The 17,677-nt window shown below is 71.4% G+C and carries 14 protein-coding genes; 8 read left to right on the top strand and 6 right to left on the bottom strand.

The genetic code is table 11. The features are described 5' to 3' along the window. Positions 1–219: 219 nt before the first annotated feature. Positions 220–675: an ATP-binding protein gene (locus ACIRHA_RS12550; RefSeq protein WP_403843616.1), complete on the top strand. Its 456-nt coding sequence runs from the start codon at positions 220–222 to the stop codon at positions 673–675. Positions 676–705: 30 nt separating this feature from the next. Here the strand turns inward: ACIRHA_RS12550 and ACIRHA_RS12545 are convergent, their stop codons facing one another. After that, positions 706–1,794: a DUF2637 domain-containing protein gene (locus ACIRHA_RS12545; RefSeq protein WP_403843614.1), complete on the bottom strand. Its 1,089-nt coding sequence runs from the start codon at positions 1,792–1,794 to the stop codon at positions 706–708. Positions 1,795–1,981: 187 nt separating this feature from the next. Then, positions 1,982–2,836 (bottom strand): (2Fe-2S)-binding protein, encoded by an 855-nt coding sequence (locus ACIRHA_RS12540; RefSeq protein WP_403843612.1) that lies wholly within the window; start codon positions 2,834–2,836, stop codon positions 1,982–1,984. A gap of 137 nt (positions 2,837–2,973) precedes the next feature. On the opposite strand from ACIRHA_RS12540, the gene ACIRHA_RS12535 reads away from it, so the two are divergent. Then, a complete protein-coding gene (locus tag ACIRHA_RS12535) occupies positions 2,974–3,759 on the top strand; it encodes a GntR family transcriptional regulator (protein WP_403843609.1) in 786 nt (261 codons plus the stop codon). Positions 3,760–3,980: 221 nt separating this feature from the next. On the opposite strand, the gene ACIRHA_RS12530 is transcribed toward ACIRHA_RS12535, so the two are convergent. Together ACIRHA_RS12530 and ACIRHA_RS12525 are read right to left on the bottom strand one after the other, a co-directional pair. After that, positions 3,981–4,742, bottom strand: coding sequence for a hypothetical protein (locus tag ACIRHA_RS12530; RefSeq protein ID WP_403843606.1), 762 nt, complete (start codon positions 4,740–4,742; stop codon positions 3,981–3,983). Between the two features lie 187 nt (positions 4,743–4,929). Then, positions 4,930–6,633 (bottom strand): PucR family transcriptional regulator, encoded by a 1,704-nt coding sequence (locus ACIRHA_RS12525; RefSeq protein ID WP_403843604.1) that lies wholly within the window; start codon positions 6,631–6,633, stop codon positions 4,930–4,932. A 369-nt stretch (positions 6,634–7,002) separates the two neighbouring features. Between ACIRHA_RS12525 and ACIRHA_RS12520 the strand changes: the two genes are divergently transcribed. The 6 genes from ACIRHA_RS12520 to ACIRHA_RS12495 all read left to right on the top strand — a co-directional run bounded on the left by ACIRHA_RS12520 (position 7,003) and on the right by ACIRHA_RS12495 (position 15,127). After that, the gene (locus ACIRHA_RS12520; protein WP_403843601.1) at positions 7,003–7,905 is read left to right on the top strand and encodes an FAD binding domain-containing protein; all 903 of its coding nucleotides are present in this window, start codon (positions 7,003–7,005) and stop codon (positions 7,903–7,905) included. After that, positions 7,905–8,483, top strand: coding sequence for a (2Fe-2S)-binding protein (locus ACIRHA_RS12515; RefSeq protein ID WP_351343185.1), 579 nt, complete (start codon positions 7,905–7,907; stop codon positions 8,481–8,483). The genes ACIRHA_RS12520 and ACIRHA_RS12515 overlap by 1 nt, the downstream gene beginning before the upstream one ends. A 5-nt stretch (positions 8,484–8,488) precedes the next feature. Next, on the top strand, positions 8,489–10,882 hold the full coding sequence (locus ACIRHA_RS12510; RefSeq protein WP_403843599.1) for a xanthine dehydrogenase family protein molybdopterin-binding subunit: 2,394 nt from the start codon (positions 8,489–8,491) through the stop codon (positions 10,880–10,882). Between the two features lie 150 nt (positions 10,883–11,032). Next, entirely contained in the window at positions 11,033–12,484 is a 1,452-nt protein-coding gene (locus tag ACIRHA_RS12505; RefSeq protein WP_403843597.1) for an NCS2 family permease, read from the top strand. A gap of 45 nt (positions 12,485–12,529) precedes the next feature. Then, positions 12,530–13,684 carry an XdhC family protein gene (locus ACIRHA_RS12500; RefSeq protein WP_403843595.1) on the top strand — a complete coding sequence of 385 codons (1,155 nt, stop codon included), beginning with the start codon at positions 12,530–12,532 and terminating at the stop codon, positions 13,682–13,684. Between the two features lie 252 nt (positions 13,685–13,936). Beyond that, entirely contained in the window at positions 13,937–15,127 is a 1,191-nt protein-coding gene (locus ACIRHA_RS12495) for a glycoside hydrolase family 6 protein (RefSeq protein ID WP_403843593.1), read from the top strand. Positions 15,128–15,138: 11 nt separating this feature from the next. On the opposite strand, the gene ACIRHA_RS12490 is transcribed toward ACIRHA_RS12495, so the two are convergent. Together ACIRHA_RS12490 and tnpB are read right to left on the bottom strand one after the other, a co-directional pair. After that, positions 15,139–15,621, bottom strand: a complete 483-nt coding sequence (locus ACIRHA_RS12490) for an SRPBCC family protein (RefSeq protein ID WP_403843590.1) — start codon at positions 15,619–15,621, stop codon at positions 15,139–15,141. 248 nt (positions 15,622–15,869) lie between these two features. After that, the gene (gene tnpB, locus ACIRHA_RS12485; RefSeq protein ID WP_403843588.1) at positions 15,870–17,321 is read right to left on the bottom strand and encodes an IS607 family element RNA-guided endonuclease TnpB; all 1,452 of its coding nucleotides are present in this window, start codon (positions 17,319–17,321) and stop codon (positions 15,870–15,872) included. Positions 17,322–17,677 lie beyond the last annotated feature (356 nt).

Here is a 17,677-nt window from a genome sequence, read left to right as displayed (position 1 = left end):
TTCAATGCTTGTGCTGCGCTGTTCCCGGGCGGCGTCCCCACGCTTCCTTCCCCGGCGGGGCGGGGCACATCCCCGCAAATGGTGGACCAATCAACAAGCGTGCCGATCAGGCAGCGGGGCATTCATCCCCGTGTACGCGTTCGAAGAGGGATCGGCGTGTGGGCGGGGGCCATGAAAAGGCAGTTACGAGGGGGCGCCTCAATGGGCGACACGGGCTCAATGACATTCGAGAAGGGGGTCGCGGCGGCGCGCGCGGACCCGGAGGACGAGCCGCCGCGGCAACTCAAGCGAAAACTGGGCAAGGCGGACCTGCGGGCCGTCCCGGAGGTGAGGCGCGCGCTGCGCGAACTCCTCCTGCACTGGGGCAGGCCCGGAAGATCTGAGGTGGCGGAGCTGCTCACCAGCGAACTCGTGACGAACGCGCTGGTGCACACGGACTGCGAGGCGGAACTCACGGCGACCGTGGGGGCCCGGTCCCTGAGGGTCGAGGTCCGTGACTTCGTCTCGCGCAGGCCCAAGCCACGCGTACCGCACGCCGACGACGGTACGCACGGCACCAGTGGGCGGGGCCTCGTCCTGGTGCAGTCCCTCGCGGACGCCTGGGGCGTCGCGGCGCTGGGCCCGGATGCCACGGGCAAGGTGGTCTGGTTCGAACTGGACGGCGGCGCCGCGTGATGTCACGACGCCGCCGTACCACGGACGGGCTCAACCGAGCTGCTGCTCAAGGTCCTTGAGCTTCTGCTCCAGAGAGTCGAGCCGGGGCAGCGCCTGCGTGTCGTCCTCCGCCGTGAGATCGACGGTGACCGGCGCCTTCTGGTCACGGGATTTACGCATGCCCTTGACGGCCTGGAGAGAGGGGCGGGCGCGCAACGGCAGCTGTTCCGGTGCGGGCGCCGCCTGCGGCAGTTCCGACGGTGCGGCCTGCGCCGATATTGCGGACTCCGGGCCGGTCCCTCCGGAGGTGCCCGCCTCCACCTGCCGGGGGTCACGGGTGCCGAAACCCCGGCTCAGCGCCTTCAGTTGGGCACGCTCCAGCTTCTGGTGCTCGCGCTGGCGCATCCGGTTCTGCGTCCTCTCCCGCTTGTCCTCGCGCACCTCGTCCACGGCCTCGTCGAGGGTGCGCACGTTCTCCAGGAGCATCAACGACCAGGCGCTGTACGTCTCCAGGGGTGCGCGCATCCAGCGCACCATCCGGATCTGCGGCAACGGCCGCGGTACCAGGCCCTGTTCACGCAGCGCCGCGCGGCGCGTCTGCTTCAGGGCGCGGTCGAAGAGGACGGCGGCCGAGAGGGACATCCCCGCGAAGAAGTGCGGGGCGCCCGCGTGGTCCAACCCCCGTGGCGCGTGGACCCAGTTGAACCAGGCGGCGGCGCCCGCGAACGTCCACACGAGTATCCGGGAGCCGAGCGCGGCATCGCCGTGGCTGGCCTCGCGCACCGCGAGCACCGAGCAGAACATCGCGGCGCCGTCGAGCCCGAACGGGACGAGGTACTCCCAGCCTCCGGTCAGATTCAGGTTCTGCTGGCCGAAGCCGACCAGGCCGTGGAAGGAGAGTGCGGCGGCGACGGCGGCGCAGCAGAACAGCAGCACGTACGAGGCGGTGCCGTAGACGGCCTCCTTGCGCCTGCGGCGCTCCTCGCTGCGCTCCCACGAGTCGTCGGAGAACGCTCCTGCGTCCTTCTTGCTGCCCCCGGCGCGCTTGCCGCGCGCGAGCACTGCGACCGCCGCCAGCATGCCCAGGAGCAGTACGGCGCCCGGCAGCAGCCAGTCCAGCGATATGTCGGTCAGTCTCATCTGGGGTCCCTTGCATCGCGATAGGGCGTTTCGGCCGCCATATTGGCCCAGCCGTCGGAGCGCGCAGGGGGTTTCGGGGCAAGACAACGCCATTGGTGTGCAAGGGGGCGCGTAAAACGGTCGTACGCTCGAACTCCCGCCGGTAAAACGGAAGTTGAGTTCGAATTACGTCACTCGTACGGGTGGTTCAGGCCGCCGCGGTCGCGGTAAGCCTGTCGACCCGGTCCGCGTCGCAGGTGCGCGGGCAGGTCACACAGGTGTCCTGCGGGCGCAGTGTGTAGAACATGCAGCAGCTCGCTCGGTCGCGTGTCGGCAGCAACTCCCCGTCGGGGCCCGTGAGTTCACGGAAAGCGGCCTTCCCGACGTACGGCTTCGTCGCGCCGGGCAGCAGTGCCTCCAGGTCGGACATGGCGCGCCGCTCCTCGCCGAGGAGGTGGCCCACGTACCAGAGGGACTCGACGATCTCGTCCGTCGCCATGCCCCACAGCGCGCGCGGGCCGCGCCGCATCCGCGGCCCGAAGCCGGTGAGGACGGGTTGAAGGTGTTCGGCGACGGCCGCGCGGACCTCGGCGCGCAGGGCCTCCTCGTCGGGGACGACGCGGGCGCCGGGCAGGTTCGCCGCCGGGTCGTCGGGGAGGCAGGCGAACTCGGTGGTGCGGACCGCGAGCCGGCCGAGCGTGCGCTGGAAGGCGACCTCGGAGGCCGGGAAGCGGGGCACGCGGCGGTGCAGGAACCAGGGGATCGTGATGAGCAGGCAGGCGGGCCAGGCGTAGCGGTGCAGGCCGAAGCTCGCGATGACGTCGGGGCGGGCGCCGGTGCCGTAGTCCCTGAGCACCTGTGCGTTGTCCCACGCGAGGAAGGCGTCGAGGTCGGCGCCGCCCTCCGCGAGCCGCGCGGTGTGCACCCAGCCCGCGCCCTCGGGCAGTGCCTCGCCCGCGGGCACCTCGGTGACGCCCAGACCCGGGAACACCTCGGTGAGGCGGGCGTACGCGGCCGAGACCGCGCTGGGGGGTGCGCCGAGCACCGACGTGGTGAGGGGCATGCGAGGACCGCCGATTCACGATCGTTTACAGGTAAGCCTTACCTTACCCGAACGGGGTGGGGTTTGAACTGTCGGCCCGGCCCTCTATCGTTCGTCGTTGAGCTTCGGACAAACGGCAAGGAACGGCGGCGAAGGGGATGACCGGGGTGGAGCGGACGAGACCACGCGAGGCACGCGACTCCTCCATCGGAGTGCCGGAGCAGCGGTCGACGTCGGCGTGGGTGCCGCGGTCCTCCCCGCAGCCCGTCTCCGCGCCGGCCGCCGTTCCCGAGCAGAGCCGTGGTGAGCACACCCACAGTGAGCCTCCCGCGCCGGGGCTCGCGGCGCGCGTGGCGGTCGAGCGGACGTCCGTGCGCGGTCAGGTGCTCGACGCGCTGCGGGCCGCGCTGGTCTCCGGCGACCTCGCGCCCGGCGAGGTGTACTCGGGTCCCGCCCTCGGGGAGCGCTTCGGGGTCTCGGCGACGCCGGTGCGCGAGGCGATGCAGCAGCTGGCGCGCGAGGGTGCGGTCGAGGTCGTGCCCAACCGGGGGTTCCGGGTGACCCGGCGCTCGGACCGCGAGCTGGCGGAGCTCGCGGAGGTGCGGATGCTCGTCGAGGTGCCGGTGGTGGCGCGGCTCGCCCGTACGGTGGCGCCCGCGCGGTGGGCCGAGCTGCGGCCGCTGGCTCGTGCGACGGCGGTGGCCGCCGCGGTGGGGGACCGGGCCGGGTACGCGGAGGCGGATCGTGCCTTCCACCGGGCCGTTCTGTCGTTCGCGGGGAACGACCAGGTGGTCAGGGTCGCGGACGACCTGCACCGGCAGGTGGGGTGGTCGACGTGTGACCTCGCGGTCGATGCGAGGCAGCATGCCGCGTTGCTGGATGTGCTGGAGGCGCAGGACGGTGCGGCGGCGCGTGTGCTCGTGGAGCGTCACATCGGCGGTTGACCGTCCTCAGGCCGCGGGGCTCTGCCCCGGACCCCGCTGCTCAATCGCCGCAGGGGCTTGAAAGGCCCACCCGCCGCAGGGGCTTGAAAGGCCTGCTCAATCGCCGCAGGGGCTCAAAAGATCGCCTCAATCGCCGGCGGGGCTATAAATAGCCCCTGCGGCGATTGAGCAGGCCCGTCCGGCAGGACTTTCGGGAAGGGGCGGGGTGGGGGAGACGGCTTTCACGCCGCCGAGGGCAGCACCCCCGCCAACCACGTCGGCACGCCGTCCAGGAGGCGGAACAACCGACCCGCCTCCGCGCGCAGCCGCGCCTTTGTGGCCGGTTCGGGTTCCGCCTCCGCCAGGGAGGCGAGCGCCGGCGCCGTGCCCACCAGGTAGCCGAGTTCCTCGCGGATACGCAGGGACTCCGTGAAGCCGTGCCGCGCCTCCGCCAACTCCCCCTCCCGCAGGGCGAGTCCGGCGAGATGGCGCCAGGTGAAGGAGAGCAGGAGCGCGTCACCGTGGGCCGTCGCGCCCGCGTGGGCCCTGCGGTACGCCGCACGCGCCGCCTGCGGCGAGTCCGCCAGGTTCTCCGACATCAGGCCGCGTCGGAAGTCGAGCAACGCGCGGCCGGGCGCACCCGGAGCGATCAGCGCCGCCGCCCTGCCGAACGCCGAACGCGCCTCGTCGGAGCGGTCCCGCGTCTTCAACAACGTGGCCTCGTACGCGAGTTGACCCCGCTCGCACGCCGCCGCACCCCGCTCCTCGTCCGTATGGGCCAGCGCCTCCGCCGCCCGCAGCGCGTCCTCCGCGTCCGCCCACCCCTGCTCCGTGTAGAGGCACCGCTCCACCAGCAGCGCCGCCCGTTGCAGGGCCGCCCCCGCGTCCGTCGTCGCCCGATGGTCGAGGAGTGCCGCGGCATCGGCCCAGCAGCCGCGCGAACGCAACCGCCATACCGCGGTCTGGAGTGGATCGTCCGTTGCGTTCGTTCCGGTACCAGACATGGCGGTATACGCCACATTGCCCTCCCGAGCACGCCATCGAGCCGAGTTTGCCGTGGGGCATCTCAGCACGGATCAAGGTGCCCGGCCAAGGGGGTGGGTGAAAGATTTCACAAAGGGATGGGGTTCCCAAGAGCTCCCAAGATCGCTAAGGGGTAACTCCTGGGCATGATGGGACGTCAGCCGACGTTCAGCTCATCCGCAACGCCAGGAAGAAGTCCAACTTGTCTTCCAGGCGCGACAGATCACGACCCGTCAGCTGCTCGATGCGGCCGACGCGGTACCGCAACGTGTTCACGTGCAGGTGCAGCCGGGACGCGCAGCGGGTCCACGAGCCGTCGCACTCGAGGAACGCCTCCAGCGTCGCGACCAGCTCGGCGCGGTGCTTGTGGTCGTAGTCACGAAGCGGGTCGAGCAGGCGGGCCGTGAACGCCCGCCGTACGTCGTCCGGGACGAAGGGCAGCAGCAGGACGTGGGACGCCAGCTCCTGGTGGCCCGCCGCGCACACCACGCCCGAGCGGGCGGCCGCCACGCGCCGGGCGTGCCGTGCCTCTTCCAGGGCGCCGCGCAGCCCCTCGGCCGAGTGCACCGCGGCGCTCACGCCGATCGCCAGGCGCCCGTCGTCGGCGAGCCCGGCCGCGAGGGGCTCGCGCACCGCGGTCAGCAGCGTGTCCGCGAGCAGGCCCTGCTCCGAGCCGTCGTGCTCCGCCGCCACGGCGGGCAGCGGCACCAGGGCGATCGCCTCGTCCCCGCTGTGCGCCACGGCGATCCGGTCCGACGGCTCGGCGCCGTCGGGGCGCGCCCCGGCCTCCGGGGCGATGAGGATCTCCTCCAGGAGCGACTGGGCCACGGCCCCGCCCCCCGCCTTCTCGCCCTGCTGGTCCGTCCACTCCACACGCGCCACGACGACCTGCCAGTGCGGGGCCGCGCCGAGCCCCGGCAGCAGCACGGGAGCCGCGACGCGCAGACGTGCCGCGATCTCCGCGGGTGCCGCGCCCGCCTGCACCAGCTCCAGGACCTCCTGCGCGAGCCTGCGCCGCACCGTGCGCGCCGCGTCCCGCCGCTCGCGCTCCACCGAGATCAGCTGCGTGACGCCCTGCAGTAGGTCGAGCCGCTCCTCCGGCCAGTCGCCCGCGTCCGCCTCGACGGCGAGCAGCCAGTTGGCGAGGGCGCTCGTACGGGCGTCGGGGGAGGGCGTGGCGGCCGGTCCGTCCTTGGGGGCCGAGCCGATCGGGAACAGCGAGTACGTGACGCCCTCCACCGAGACCCGGTGCGGGCTGCGCCGCCCGGTGCGCAGGGCCGCCAGGTGCTCTGCCGCGAGCCGGGTGCGGATCCTCGCGGGCAGCTCGGGCCCGGCCGCCGACGAGCCCGCGATCGCGCGGCCCGTCGGGGAGAGCACCCAGGCCCGCAGGTCGAGGTCGCTGCCGAGCAGATCGAGGACGACGTCCGGGCCGCCGCCCGCGGGGCCCGAGGTCATCAGGCGCCGGTGCCGGTCCACGACCGCCGCGAGGTCCCCGGCGCGCTCGCCCGAGACCTGACGTACGACGTGCTCGGTGATCGTTCCGAACGCCACCGACTGGGCCACCGAGAACAGCGGCACGCGGTGCCGGGCACAGGCCTCGACGAAGTCCTCGGGGACGTAGCCGAACTCAGCCGTGCCCGCGGCGACGCCCGCGACGCCCGCCGCGGCCATCAGCCGGGCGAAGGGCTCCGAATCGGCCGGCTCCCGGTGCCAGGCCAGGCCCGTGAGGACCAGCTCGCCGCCGGTCAGATAGCGGCTGGGGTCCCGCAGGTCCGTCGTCATCACGCCGCGGACGGTGCGGTCGAGCTCGTCCTCGCCGCCGAGGAGGCTGAGGCCCAGCGCGTCCGTGTCCAGCAATGCGCGCAGCCGCATGTGTTCGTCGCCGCCGATCTGTCTTGATGTCGTACCGGAGTGGAACCCACGGACCCGTGCCCAGGGTGTCCCGGGGAGCAGTGTTCGTAGTTTCCAGAGGAAAACGGTGAGGTTACTGATGCCACCCGTTCATACGAATCTACAAGACACCCCCGTGGGCCAGCCAACGCGTTCATGTCTTCCGTGACTGACACTGCCGGAGCGCAGGCGGTGTACTGGCCTCACTCCGCGTGAACAGCACATGGAACAGAACTGAACGAGCCCCTGTGATCCGCACGTCCCGTGGCTCGATCGCATCGCCCCCCCACGACGCACGAACCACGCACGATCCCTGCCCGATCCACGAACCTCACGGAGAAGAGAGCCGTTATGGACTTCCTTCGCCCCGGCAGCTGGGAGGAGGCGCTCGCCGCGAAGGCCGAGCACCCCACAGCCGTGCCGATCGCAGGCGGCACCGATGTCATGGTCGAGATCAACTTCGACCACCGCCGCCCCGAGTACCTGCTCGACCTCAACCGCATCGGTGAGCTGAGCGAGTGGGAGGTGGGCGAGGGGCCCGAGGGCGACACCGTCCGGCTCGGCGCCTCCGTCCCGTACACCAAGATCATGGAGCACCTGCGCACCGAGCTGCCGGGTCTCGCCCTCGCCTCGCACACCGTCGCGTCCCCGCAGATCCGCAACCGCGGCGGCGTCGGCGGCAACCTCGGCACCGCCTCGCCCGCGGGCGACGCCCACCCGGCGCTGCTCGCCGCCGGCGCCGAGGTCGAGGTGGAGTCTGTCCGCGGCTCCCGGCGCATCCCGATCGACGCGTTCTACACGGGGGTCAAGCGCAACGCCCTCGCCGAGGACGAGCTGATCCGCGCCGTGCACATCAAGAAGGCCGAAGGGCCGCAGCAGTTCTCCAAGGTCGGCACGCGCAACGCGATGGTGATCGCGGTGTGCGCCTTCGGCCTCGCCCTGCACCCCGGGACCCGGACCGTACGCACCGGCATCGGCTCGGCGGCGCCCACGCCGGTCCGCGCCAAGGAGGCCGAGGAATTCCTCAACTCCGCTTTGGAAGAAGGCGGGTTCTGGGAGACCGGCAAGATCATCACCCCGTCGGTCGCCAAGCAGTTCGCCACGCTGTGCTCCGGCGCCTGCAACCCGATCGACGACGTGCGGGGCACCGCCTCGTACCGCCGTCACGCGGTCGGCGTCATGGCGCGCCGCACGCTGACCTGGGCCTGGGAGTCGTACCGCGGCTCGGGCGCATCCACGGAGGGAGCCGCGTAATGCGCGTCAATTTCACGGTCAACGGCCGTAAGCAGGAAGCCGACGACGTCTGGGAGGGCGAGTCCCTTCTCTACGTCCTGCGCGAGCGCATGGGACTTCCGGGCTCGAAGAACGCGTGCGAGCAGGGCGAGTGCGGATCCTGCACCGTCCGGCTCGACGGCGTCCCCGTGTGTTCGTGTCTGGTGGCCGCCGGACAGGTCGAGGGCCACGAGGTCGTCACCGTCGAGGGGCTCGCCGAGCACGCCAAGTCCCGTACGTGCGCGTCCCATGAGGGCGGCACGACGCTTCAGGACGCCCAGGGCTGGTCCGCGAAGGGCACCGACTCGCAGACCGGAGAGGGCGGCGAACTCGCCCCGATCCAGCAGGCGTTCATCGACGCGGGCGCCGTCCAGTGCGGATTCTGCACGCCGGGCCTGCTCGTCGCGGCCGACGAGATGCTGGAGCAGAACCCGACGCCGTCCGACGCGGACATCCGCGAGGCGCTCTCCGGGAACCTCTGCCGCTGCACCGGCTACGAGAAGATCATGGACGCGGTCCGGCTCGCCGCCGCGCGCCAGACACAGCCGGAAGGGGTCTGAGCAGCATGGGTACGACAGGAATCCCCGGCAAGGTCACCCAGGGGTCGCAGACCAAGGGCGGCATCGGCGAGTCCACGCTCCGCCCGGACGGCACCCTCAAGGTCACCGGCGAGTTCGCGTACTCGTCCGACATGTGGCACGAGGACATGCTGTGGGGCCACATTCTGCGCTCCACCACGGCGCACGCCGAGATCGTGTCCATCGACACGGGCGAAGCCCTCGCAACTCCCGGTGTCTACGCGGTACTTACCTACGACGACCTCCCGACCGCCATGAAGAACTACGGCCTGGAGATCAAGGACACCCCGGTCCTCGCGCACGGCAAGGTCCGCCACCACGGCGAGCCGGTCGCCTGCATCGCGGCCGACCACCCGGAGACCGCGCGGCGCGCCGCCGCCAAGATCAAGGTGGAGTACCGCGAGCTGCCCGTCATCACCGACGAGGCCTCCGCGACCGCGCCCGACGCGATCCTGGTCCACGAGAACCGCGACGACCACCACATCGGCCACGTCCCGCACCCGAACATCGTGCACCGCCAGCCGATCATCCGCGGCAACGCCGAGGAGGCCGCCAAGAAGGCCGACTTCGTCGTCTCCGGCGAGTACACCTTCGGCATGCAGGACCAGGCCTTCCTCGGCCCCGAGTCCGGCCTCGCCGTGCCGGCCGAGGACGGCGGCGTCGACCTCTACGTCGCCACGCAGTGGCTGCACTCGGACCTCGGTCAGATCGCCCCCGTCCTCGGCCTGCCCGAGGACAAGGTGCGGATGACGCTGTCCGGCGTCGGCGGCGCGTTCGGCGGCCGCGAGGACCTGTCGATGCAGATCCACGCGTGCCTGCTCGCGCTGCGCACCGGCAAGCCCGTCAAGATCGTCTACAACCGTTTCGAGTCCTTCTTCGGGCACGTCCACCGCCACCCCGCGAAGCTCTACTACGAGCACGGGGCGACGAAGGACGGCAAGCTCACGCACATGAAGTGCCGCATCGTCCTCGACGGCGGCGCCTACGCCTCCGCGTCCCCGGCCGTCGTCGGCAACGCCTCGTCCCTCGCCGTCGGCCCCTACGTGCTCGACGACGTCGACATCGAGGCCATCGCGCTCTACTCCAACAACCCGCCCTGCGGCGCCATGCGCGGCTTCGGAGCGGTCCAGGCGTGCTTCGCGTACGAGGCGCAGATGGACAAGCTCGCCGACAAGCTGGGCATGGACCGGGTCGAGTTCCGGCAGCTCAACGCCATGGAGCAGGGCACCATCATGCCGACGGGCCAGCCAGTCGACTCGCCCGCTCCCGTCGCCGAGATCCTGCGCCGCGTCAAGGCGATGCCGCTGCCGCCCGAGCGCCAGTGGGAGTCCAGCGAGGGCGCCGACGTGCGCGCGCTGCCCGGCGGCCTGTCCAATACCTCGCACGGCGAGGGTGTCGTACGAGGCATCGGCTACGCGGTCGGCATCAAGAACGTCGGCTTCTCCGAGGGCTTCGACGACTACTCGACTGCCCGTGTACGTATGGAGGTTGTCCGCGGCGAGCCGGTCGCCACCGTGCACACCGCGATGGCCGAGGTCGGCCAGGGCGGCGTCACCGTGCACGCGCAGATCGCCCGCACCGAGCTGGGCGTCACCCAGGTGACCATCCACCCGGCCAACACCCAGGTCGGCTCGGCCGGTTCGACATCCGCGTCCCGCCAGACGTACGTCACCGGCGGCGCCGTCAAGAACGCCTGCGAGCTCGTCCGCGAGAAGGTCCTTGACCTCGGCCGCCGCAAGATGGGCAGCTACCACCCGGCGTGGGCCACCGCCGAACTCCTCCTGGAGGGCGGCAAGGTCGTCACCGACGGCGGCGAGGTCCTGGCCGACCTCGCCGAGGTCCTCGAAGGTGAGTCCGTCGAGGTCGAGGAGGAGTGGCGCCACCGGCCCACCGAGGCCTTCGACTTGACGACCGGTCAGGGCAACGGCCACGTCCAGTACTCCTTCGCCGCGCACCGCGCCGTCGTCGAGGTCGACACCGAACTCGGCCTCGTCAAGGTCGTCGAGCTGGCCTGCGCCCAGGACGTCGGCAAGGCGCTCAACCCGCTGTCCGTGATCGGCCAGATCCAGGGCGGCACCACACAGGGCCTCGGCGTCGCGGTGATGGAGGAGATCGTCGTCGACCCGAAGACCGCCAAGGTCAGGAACCCGTCCTTCACGGACTACCTGATCCCCACCATTCTCGACACGCCGACCATCCCGGTCGACGTGCTCGAACTCGCCGACGACCACGCCCCGTACGGGCTGCGCGGCATCGGTGAGGCCCCGACCCTGTCGTCGACCCCGGCCGTCCTCGCGGCGATCCGGAACGCGACGGGTCTGGAGCTCGACCGGACCCCGGTCCGGCCGGAGCACCTGACGGGAACGGCCGCCCAGGCCTAGACCCGCCTCCCCGCGGGGTGACGGCCGACGCCGTCACCCCGCAGTACCTCTGCGTCTCGGGCCGTCCCCCGGGTCGTGCAGCCATCCCAAAACCCGTGTGCCGTACGGCAGTTCACGGGAGCCCCTATGAACCTTGGGAAACGAGGCACCATGACCCAGCAGTCCGTGGAGCCGAAGACCGCCGCCGACGACGCGGGCGCGGGCTCGCGCCAGCCCGCCGGCAGGTCTTGGCTCGACCGCTACTTCCACATATCCGACAGAGGATCGACGTTCGCGCGCGAGGTGCGCGGCGGCATCACCACCTTCATGGCGATGTGTTACATCCTCCTGCTCAACCCCTTGCTGCTCGGCGGCCCCGACGCCGCGGGGAACAAGCTCAGCCACGCCGGACTGATCACCGCGACCGCGCTCGCGGCCGCCGTGTGCACCCTGCTGATGGGCTTCCTCGGCAAGGTCCCGCTGGCGCTCGCCGCGGGCCTCTCCGTCTCCGGCGTGCTCGCCACCCAGGTCGCGCCCAACATGACGTGGCCGCAGGCCATGGGCATGTGCGTGATGTACGGCGTGGTGATCGTGCTACTTGTCGTCACCGGCCTGCGCGAGATCATCATGAACGCGATCCCGCTCGCCCTGAAGCACGGCATCACCATCGGCATCGGCATGTTCATCGCCCTGATCGGCCTGGTCAACGCCGGCTTCGTCGGCAAGGGCAACCCGGTCACGCTGGGCACCGGCGGACAGCTCAAGGGCTGGCCCGTACTGCTCTTCGCCGTGACCCTCCTCCTCATCTTCATGCTCCAGGCCCGCAACATCCCCGGCGCGATCCTCATCGGCATCGTCGCCGGCACGGTCCTCGCCGTCATCGTCAACGCGGTCTTCGACCTCGACCCGAAGGTCTGGGGCGGCAGCCCGCCCGAGCTGACCGGCAGTGCCGTCTCCATGCCCGACTTCTCGCTCTTCGGACACGTCGAGTTCGGCGGCTGGGACTCCATCGGCGGCATGACCGTCGGCATGATCGTGTTCACGCTCGTGCTCGCCGGCTTCTTCGACGCGATGGCCACCATCATCGGCGTCGGCACCGAGGCCAAGCTGGCCGACGAGAAGGGCCGGATGCCGGGCCTGTCCAAGGCGCTGTTCATCGACGGCGCGGGCGGCGCGATCGGCGGCGTCGCGGGAGCCTCCGGGCAGACCGTGTTCATCGAGTCCGCCACCGGCGTCGGCGAGGGCGCGCGCACCGGCCTGTCGTCCGTGGTCACCGGCTTCCTCTTCGCGCTCGGCCTGTTCTTCACGCCGCTCGCGCAGATCGTGCCCGGCCAGGTCGCCGCGGCGGCGCTCGTCGTCATCGGCGCGATGATGATGCAGAACGCCCGGCACGTGGACTGGTCCGACCGGGCCGTGGCCGTGCCGGTGTTCCTGACCGTGGCGCTGATGCCGTTCACGTACTCGATCACCGCAGGTGTCGGTGCGGGTGTCATCGCCTACACCGCCATCAAGGCGGCGCAGGGCAAGTTCCGCGAGATCGGCGCCTTCATGTGGGTGCTGACGCTCGTGTTCATCGTGTACTTCGCCCTGCACCCGATCGAGAGTTGGATGGGCGTCAAGTAGCCCTGCCGGACGTACCGTTCCGCGAACCGTTGAGGAGACCGAGACATGCTGGACATCGCCGATGAGCTGAACCGGTGGGTCGGGCAGGGGCGCGACTTCGCCGTGGCCACCGTGGTGGCCGTCGGCGGCAGCGCGCCCCGGCAGCCGGGCGCGGCGCTCGCCGTCGACAGCGAGGGCACGGCTATCGGCTCGGTCTCGGGCGGGTGTGTGGAGGGCGCGGTGTACGAGCTGTGCGCGCAGGCCCTGGAGGACGGGGAACCGGTCCTCGAACGGTTCGGGTACAGCGACGACGACGCCTTCGCCGTGGGGCTCACCTGCGGTGGCGTCATCGACATCCTCGTCACGCCTGTACGGGCGTCTGATACGGCCGTACGTGACGTGCTCGCGAGGGCGCTGGGTGCCGCCGCCACGGGGGAGGCGGCGGCGCTCGCGCGCGTGGTGGCGGGGCCGGGGGAGTTGGTCGGGCGGGCGCTGGTCGTCCGTCCCGACGGCTCGTACGAGGGTGGGTTCGGGGGCCACCCGGAGCTCGACCGCACCGTGGCGGGGGAGGCGGGTGCGTATCTCGACGCGGGGCGGACCGGCACGCTGGAGATCGGCGAGCAGGGCTCGCGGTGCGGGTCTCCGCTCACGGTCCTCGTCGAGTCGTCGGTGCCGGCGCCTCGGATGATCGTGTTCGGCGCGATCGACTTCGCGTCGGCGTTGGTGCGGATGGGGAAGTTCCTCGGGTATCGCGTGACCGTGTGCGACGCCCGCCCGGTATTCGCGACGGCGGCGCGCTTCCCCGACGCCGACGAGGTCGTGGTCGAGTGGCCGCACAAGTACCTGGAGCGGGTGGCGGCGGAGGTCGACGGCCGTACGGTGCTGTGCGTGCTCACCCATGACGCCAAGTTCGACGTGCCGTTGCTCGAGCTCGCGCTGCGGTTGCCGGTGGCGTACGTGGGGGCGATGGGGTCGCGGCGCACGCACCTGGACCGCAATGAGCGCCTGCGCGAGGTCGGGGTCACCGACCTGGAGCTGGCCCGCCTCCGCTCGCCGATCGGGCTCGACCTGGGTGCCCGCACACCGGAGGAGGTGGCGGTCTCCATCGCCTCCGAGATCGTGGCGGCCCGGCGGGGTGGCATGGGGGTGTCCCTGACGGGGGCGCACACCCCGATCCACCATGAGCCGGGTGCCGCTCGACGGATCGACTCGGTGGCCTGAGCCACGGGGGTCTTTCTCCCCCACCCGCCCCTTCCCGAATGTCCTGCCGGACGGGCCTGCTCAATCGCCGCAGGGGCTTGATACATCAAGCCCCGCTCTTGTGACGAGAGCCAGCGGGGTGCGGGGCGGAGCCCCGAGGCGTAGGGACGGGTGACGTCAACAAGTCGTACGCGCGGCGTACTTGACGTCGACGAGACCGCCCCCGAGTCTGTGGGAGCGCTCCCGCGACGTCTACCGGACCCAGGAGTCACCGTGCGAAGACCCCTCAGACGTACCGCCCTCACCGCCCTCGCCCTCACCGCCCTCCTCCTCGGCGGACCGCAAGCCGCCGGTGCCGACCAGTCGGCCGACAGCGGTCGCGGAGCACCCAGGCTCTACACCCCCGACCCCAACCCCGACGCCACTCGCCAGATCGCCGGACTCTTCAAGGCCGGCCAGTACCGCGACGCCGCCCGGATCACCGCGATGATCGCCACCCCGCAGGCCGTCTGGTTCGGCGACCAGAGCCCGGCCGAGGTTGAGAAGCTCACCCGCGACGTCGTCAGGGACGCCGACCGGCGCGACGCCCTCCCGGTGTTCGCGCTCTACAACATCCCCGGCCGCGACTGCTCCAACTACTCCGCGGGCGGCGCCGCCACCACCGCCGAGTACCAGGCCTGGATCGACGCCGTCGCCCGCGGCATCGGCTCCCGCGACGCCATGGTCGTCCTCGAACCCGACGCCCTGGCCCTGCTCCCCGCCGACTGCGGCCAGGACGACGCCGAGGGCACGAAGACCGCGGCCCGGTACGCCGAAGTCAACTACGCCGTCGACCAGTTGGAGCCGCTGCGCGGTACCCGCGTCTACCTCGACACCGGCCACCCCGGCTGGCACAGCGTCAACTCCATCGTGCCGCGCCTGATCAAGGGCGGCGTCGAGCAGGCGACCGGCTTCTACATCAACGCGTCGAACTACTTCACCGACGACGCCAACTCCTGGTACGGCAAGCTGATCTCGTCCTGCATCGCCTACGTCGAGAAGTCCGCCGGGGACGCCGCCGACTGCCCGAACCAGTGGACCCCGCGCGCCGACGCGCAGACCTGGATCGACGCGCACGTGCGCGTACCGGCCTCCCGGATGCCGCACTTCGTGACGGACTCCAGCCGCAACGGCCGGGGCCCATGGACCCCGCCCGCCGGCAAGTACACCGACGCCCAGGACTGGTGCAACCCGCCGGACCGCGGCCTCGGCGCCCGCCCGACGCTGCGCACCGGCGACTCCTTGCAGGACGCCCGCCTGTGGATCAAGACACCCGGGGAGTCGGACGGCCTGTGCCTGCGCGGCACCGCGGGCCCCGAGGACCCGGAGCGGGGCACGGTCGACCCGAAGGCGGGGGACTGGTTCCCACAGCAGGCGCTCGAACTGGCGCGGTACGCCAACCCGCCGCTGCCGCCCGCGAAGTGACGCTCACCCGGTCACTGCGCTTGCGGTGACGTTTCTCCGGGGGTGCCGTCCTCGGTGACGGCACCCCCGGCGTCGTACAGCAACCCGTCCACCGCCCGCCCGAAGACCCATCGCCCCGCCGCCGCGACCACCCGGTCCGCGGCGCGGGGCACCCCGCGTACCCGCAGTTCCTCGCGCCACTCGACGCGCGAGCCCCCGTCGCCGAGCGCCCGCACCTCGAACTCGGCCCAGCCGGTGACGACGCGGCCGCGCTTCTCCATCCGGCAGCGGCGCGGCGGCTGCCAGGCGACGACCTCCATCGGGTCGTCGAAGCCGCACCGGCCGATGCCGGTGCGCGCCACGAACACCGTGCCCGCCGCGTCCGGCGGCGGGGTCGTCACGGTGACACGGGTGAGCGGCACGGAGTCCCCGTGCCGCTCCCAGTCGGTGAGCCGCCGCCACGCCTCGGCGGCGCGCAGCGACGTGTCACGGACGATGCTGATTTGGGCGGTCATGTCGCGATGGTAGGCACACGTCCGGGTGCGGTGTCCGTGCCGGAGGCCGGGCGGCGTGTCGCACGGGCCCCAACTCGGATCCCAGCGCGCTCAGTTGTGCGGATCCCGCCCGGTCAGGCCGCCTTGTAGGTGACCGCCAGCTTCGTCAGTCGCGAAGGGCACCTCGCCCTTGAAGCGGTCGACGGGGTGGATGCGGGCCTGATCGGGTCGTGGTCTCGGTGTGACGCAAGGTTCCGTTGCTTTGACCATCAAGGAGTCTCAGCAATCCCGGCGTTTCTGCCGGAATGGTCCGTAACGGTTTCGCCGGGGCGTGGTGTGCGCTCCGGTGTCCTGTTGACGGTCTCCCGTTTCCTTCCCGCCCGGGGGCTGGGGATCGCGCCGCCTGCCCGCCCCGTCCCGTCCCGGCCATGCCGGTGCGGGCGGGTGGTGCGGGTCTTGTGGTCGGCTCCACGGGGCTTCGATCCCACCGCGGTGGGATCCAGGTCTCCGGCCACTCCGGTACCTGTCCTGCTGGTGCTCGTACTGCTGGTGGTGGTGCGGGCCGCGAGGGCGGCCAGGTTGCGTGCGGCATTCTCGTCCCGGTCCAGGACCAGGCCACAGGTATCGCATACGGAGACCCGTGTACTGAGGGGCAGTTTGGCTTTCACCGCACCACAGCCGGAGCAGGTCTTCGAGGAGGGGTACCAGCGGCCCGCGACGAGCAGGCGGGTGCCGCGGCGGCGGGTCTTGTAGGCGAGCTGGCGCCGGATCTCACCGAACGCGGCGTCCGCGACCCGGCGCGACAGGCGCCGGTTGCGGCCCATCCCAGCCACGTTCAGGTCTTCGACCACGATCGTGCCGTACTCCGCGGCCAGACGGGTCGTCATCTTGTGGATCGTGTCCTCGCGCAGGTTCGCCACCCGGTGATGAATCCTGTTCCGGGCCCGGTTCGCCTTCTCCCACCGCCTGGAGGGCTGCTGCCCGGTACGCTGGTCCGGGCCGCGTCGGCGCGAGACGACCCGGCAGGCGCGCCGCAGTTGCTTCTGCGCCCGGTCCAGGTGGCGGGGGTTGGCCTCCTGACCGTGATTCCCGTCGCTGTCCGCGAGGACCGCGAGGGTCTTGATCCCGAGATCGACGCCGACCGCCGCGTCCGGGCGCGCGACCTTGACCAGCTCGTGCCGCTGTTCGGCCTGGAGGGCCACGAACCAGCGCCCCCGCTCCAGCCGGACGGTCGCGGACAGGATCCGCAGCTGACCGGCATCGGCCAGGGCCCGCAGGTGGGAGGCGTCCTCGTGCAGCCGGATGGTGCCGATCCGCGGCAGCGTGACATGCCGCCCGTCGGCCTCGAGACGGATCGCGCCGGTGGTGAACCGGCAGGACAGGCGCGCCCGGCGTTTCGACTTGAACCGCGGGATGCCCATCCGGGGGCCCTTGCGCCGGCCGCTTCTCGACTTCGCATAGTTGTCGAATGCCGCGGCGGCATGGGCCAGGCCGGTGTTGTAGGCCTCCTTGGAGTTGGCCTGCCACCAGCCGACGAAGCGGGGGTCGGTGCGCTTGGCCGCGTTGAACGCCTTGCGCAGTGCGGGCAGCGACCACGACCGCCACGGCGTGAGCTGGTTGTCGGGGATGCCGTAGGACTGCTCGGCCCTGCGCTGCCACCACACCGACGTGACATGGGCGACGGCCCAGTTGTAGGCGGTCCGCGCCGTGAACTTCCGCATCCCCGCCCCCGCCTTCGGCTCATCCCGGCCTCACCGGCGCGGTCATATCGTCCAACGAGCCACCCGCCACCAGGACACGCGATCGACAGAAGAAAACTCTTTCCCATCACCACGAAGACACGAACGCCCCAAACCACCCCCCGGACCGCATCCCGCCTCCCGGTGACGCGTCAGACGAGAGCCGCCCCGCCCGGAAAGCACCCGCACCACGGCCCCAATACCGTTCGGGGGCCCAGCACCCCAGGACAGCAACTCACACTGCCCGGAATGCTTCATACGGCCAACCTTGGCCACTCAACTTAGGAACGGTTGGCCACTTGTGACCGATTGACAGCCGGGGCGCCGCCCCCGATCGT

Source organism: Streptomyces sp. NPDC102360, assembly GCF_044766085.1.
Taxonomy (GTDB): domain Bacteria; phylum Actinomycetota; class Actinomycetes; order Streptomycetales; family Streptomycetaceae; genus Streptomyces.
This window is presented reverse-complemented; position numbering and strand designations above follow the sequence as displayed.

What these genes read in the sequence shown, in the direction of transcription:
- ACIRHA_RS12550 (WP_403843616.1), top strand. Translation starts at nt 220, where the DNA reads ATGACATTCGAGAAGGGGGTCGCGGCGGCGCGCGCGGACCCGGAGGAC.
- ACIRHA_RS12545 (WP_403843614.1), bottom strand. Translation starts at nt 1,794, where the DNA reads ATGAGACTGACCGACATATCGCTGGACTGGCTGCTGCCGGGCGCCGTA.
- ACIRHA_RS12540 (WP_403843612.1), bottom strand. Translation starts at nt 2,836, where the DNA reads ATGCCCCTCACCACGTCGGTGCTCGGCGCACCCCCCAGCGCGGTCTCG.
- ACIRHA_RS12535 (WP_403843609.1), top strand. Translation starts at nt 2,974, where the DNA reads ATGACCGGGGTGGAGCGGACGAGACCACGCGAGGCACGCGACTCCTCC.
- ACIRHA_RS12530 (WP_403843606.1), bottom strand. Translation starts at nt 4,742, where the DNA reads ATGTCTGGTACCGGAACGAACGCAACGGACGATCCACTCCAGACCGCG.
- ACIRHA_RS12525 (WP_403843604.1), bottom strand. Translation starts at nt 6,633, where the DNA reads ATGCGGCTGCGCGCATTGCTGGACACGGACGCGCTGGGCCTCAGCCTC.
- ACIRHA_RS12520 (WP_403843601.1), top strand. Translation starts at nt 7,003, where the DNA reads ATGGACTTCCTTCGCCCCGGCAGCTGGGAGGAGGCGCTCGCCGCGAAG.
- ACIRHA_RS12515 (WP_351343185.1), top strand. Translation starts at nt 7,905, where the DNA reads ATGCGCGTCAATTTCACGGTCAACGGCCGTAAGCAGGAAGCCGACGAC.
- ACIRHA_RS12510 (WP_403843599.1), top strand. Translation starts at nt 8,489, where the DNA reads ATGGGTACGACAGGAATCCCCGGCAAGGTCACCCAGGGGTCGCAGACC.
- ACIRHA_RS12505 (WP_403843597.1), top strand. Translation starts at nt 11,033, where the DNA reads ATGACCCAGCAGTCCGTGGAGCCGAAGACCGCCGCCGACGACGCGGGC.
- ACIRHA_RS12500 (WP_403843595.1), top strand. Translation starts at nt 12,530, where the DNA reads ATGCTGGACATCGCCGATGAGCTGAACCGGTGGGTCGGGCAGGGGCGC.
- ACIRHA_RS12490 (WP_403843590.1), bottom strand. Translation starts at nt 15,621, where the DNA reads ATGACCGCCCAAATCAGCATCGTCCGTGACACGTCGCTGCGCGCCGCC.
- tnpB (WP_403843588.1), bottom strand. Translation starts at nt 17,321, where the DNA reads ATGCGGAAGTTCACGGCGCGGACCGCCTACAACTGGGCCGTCGCCCAT.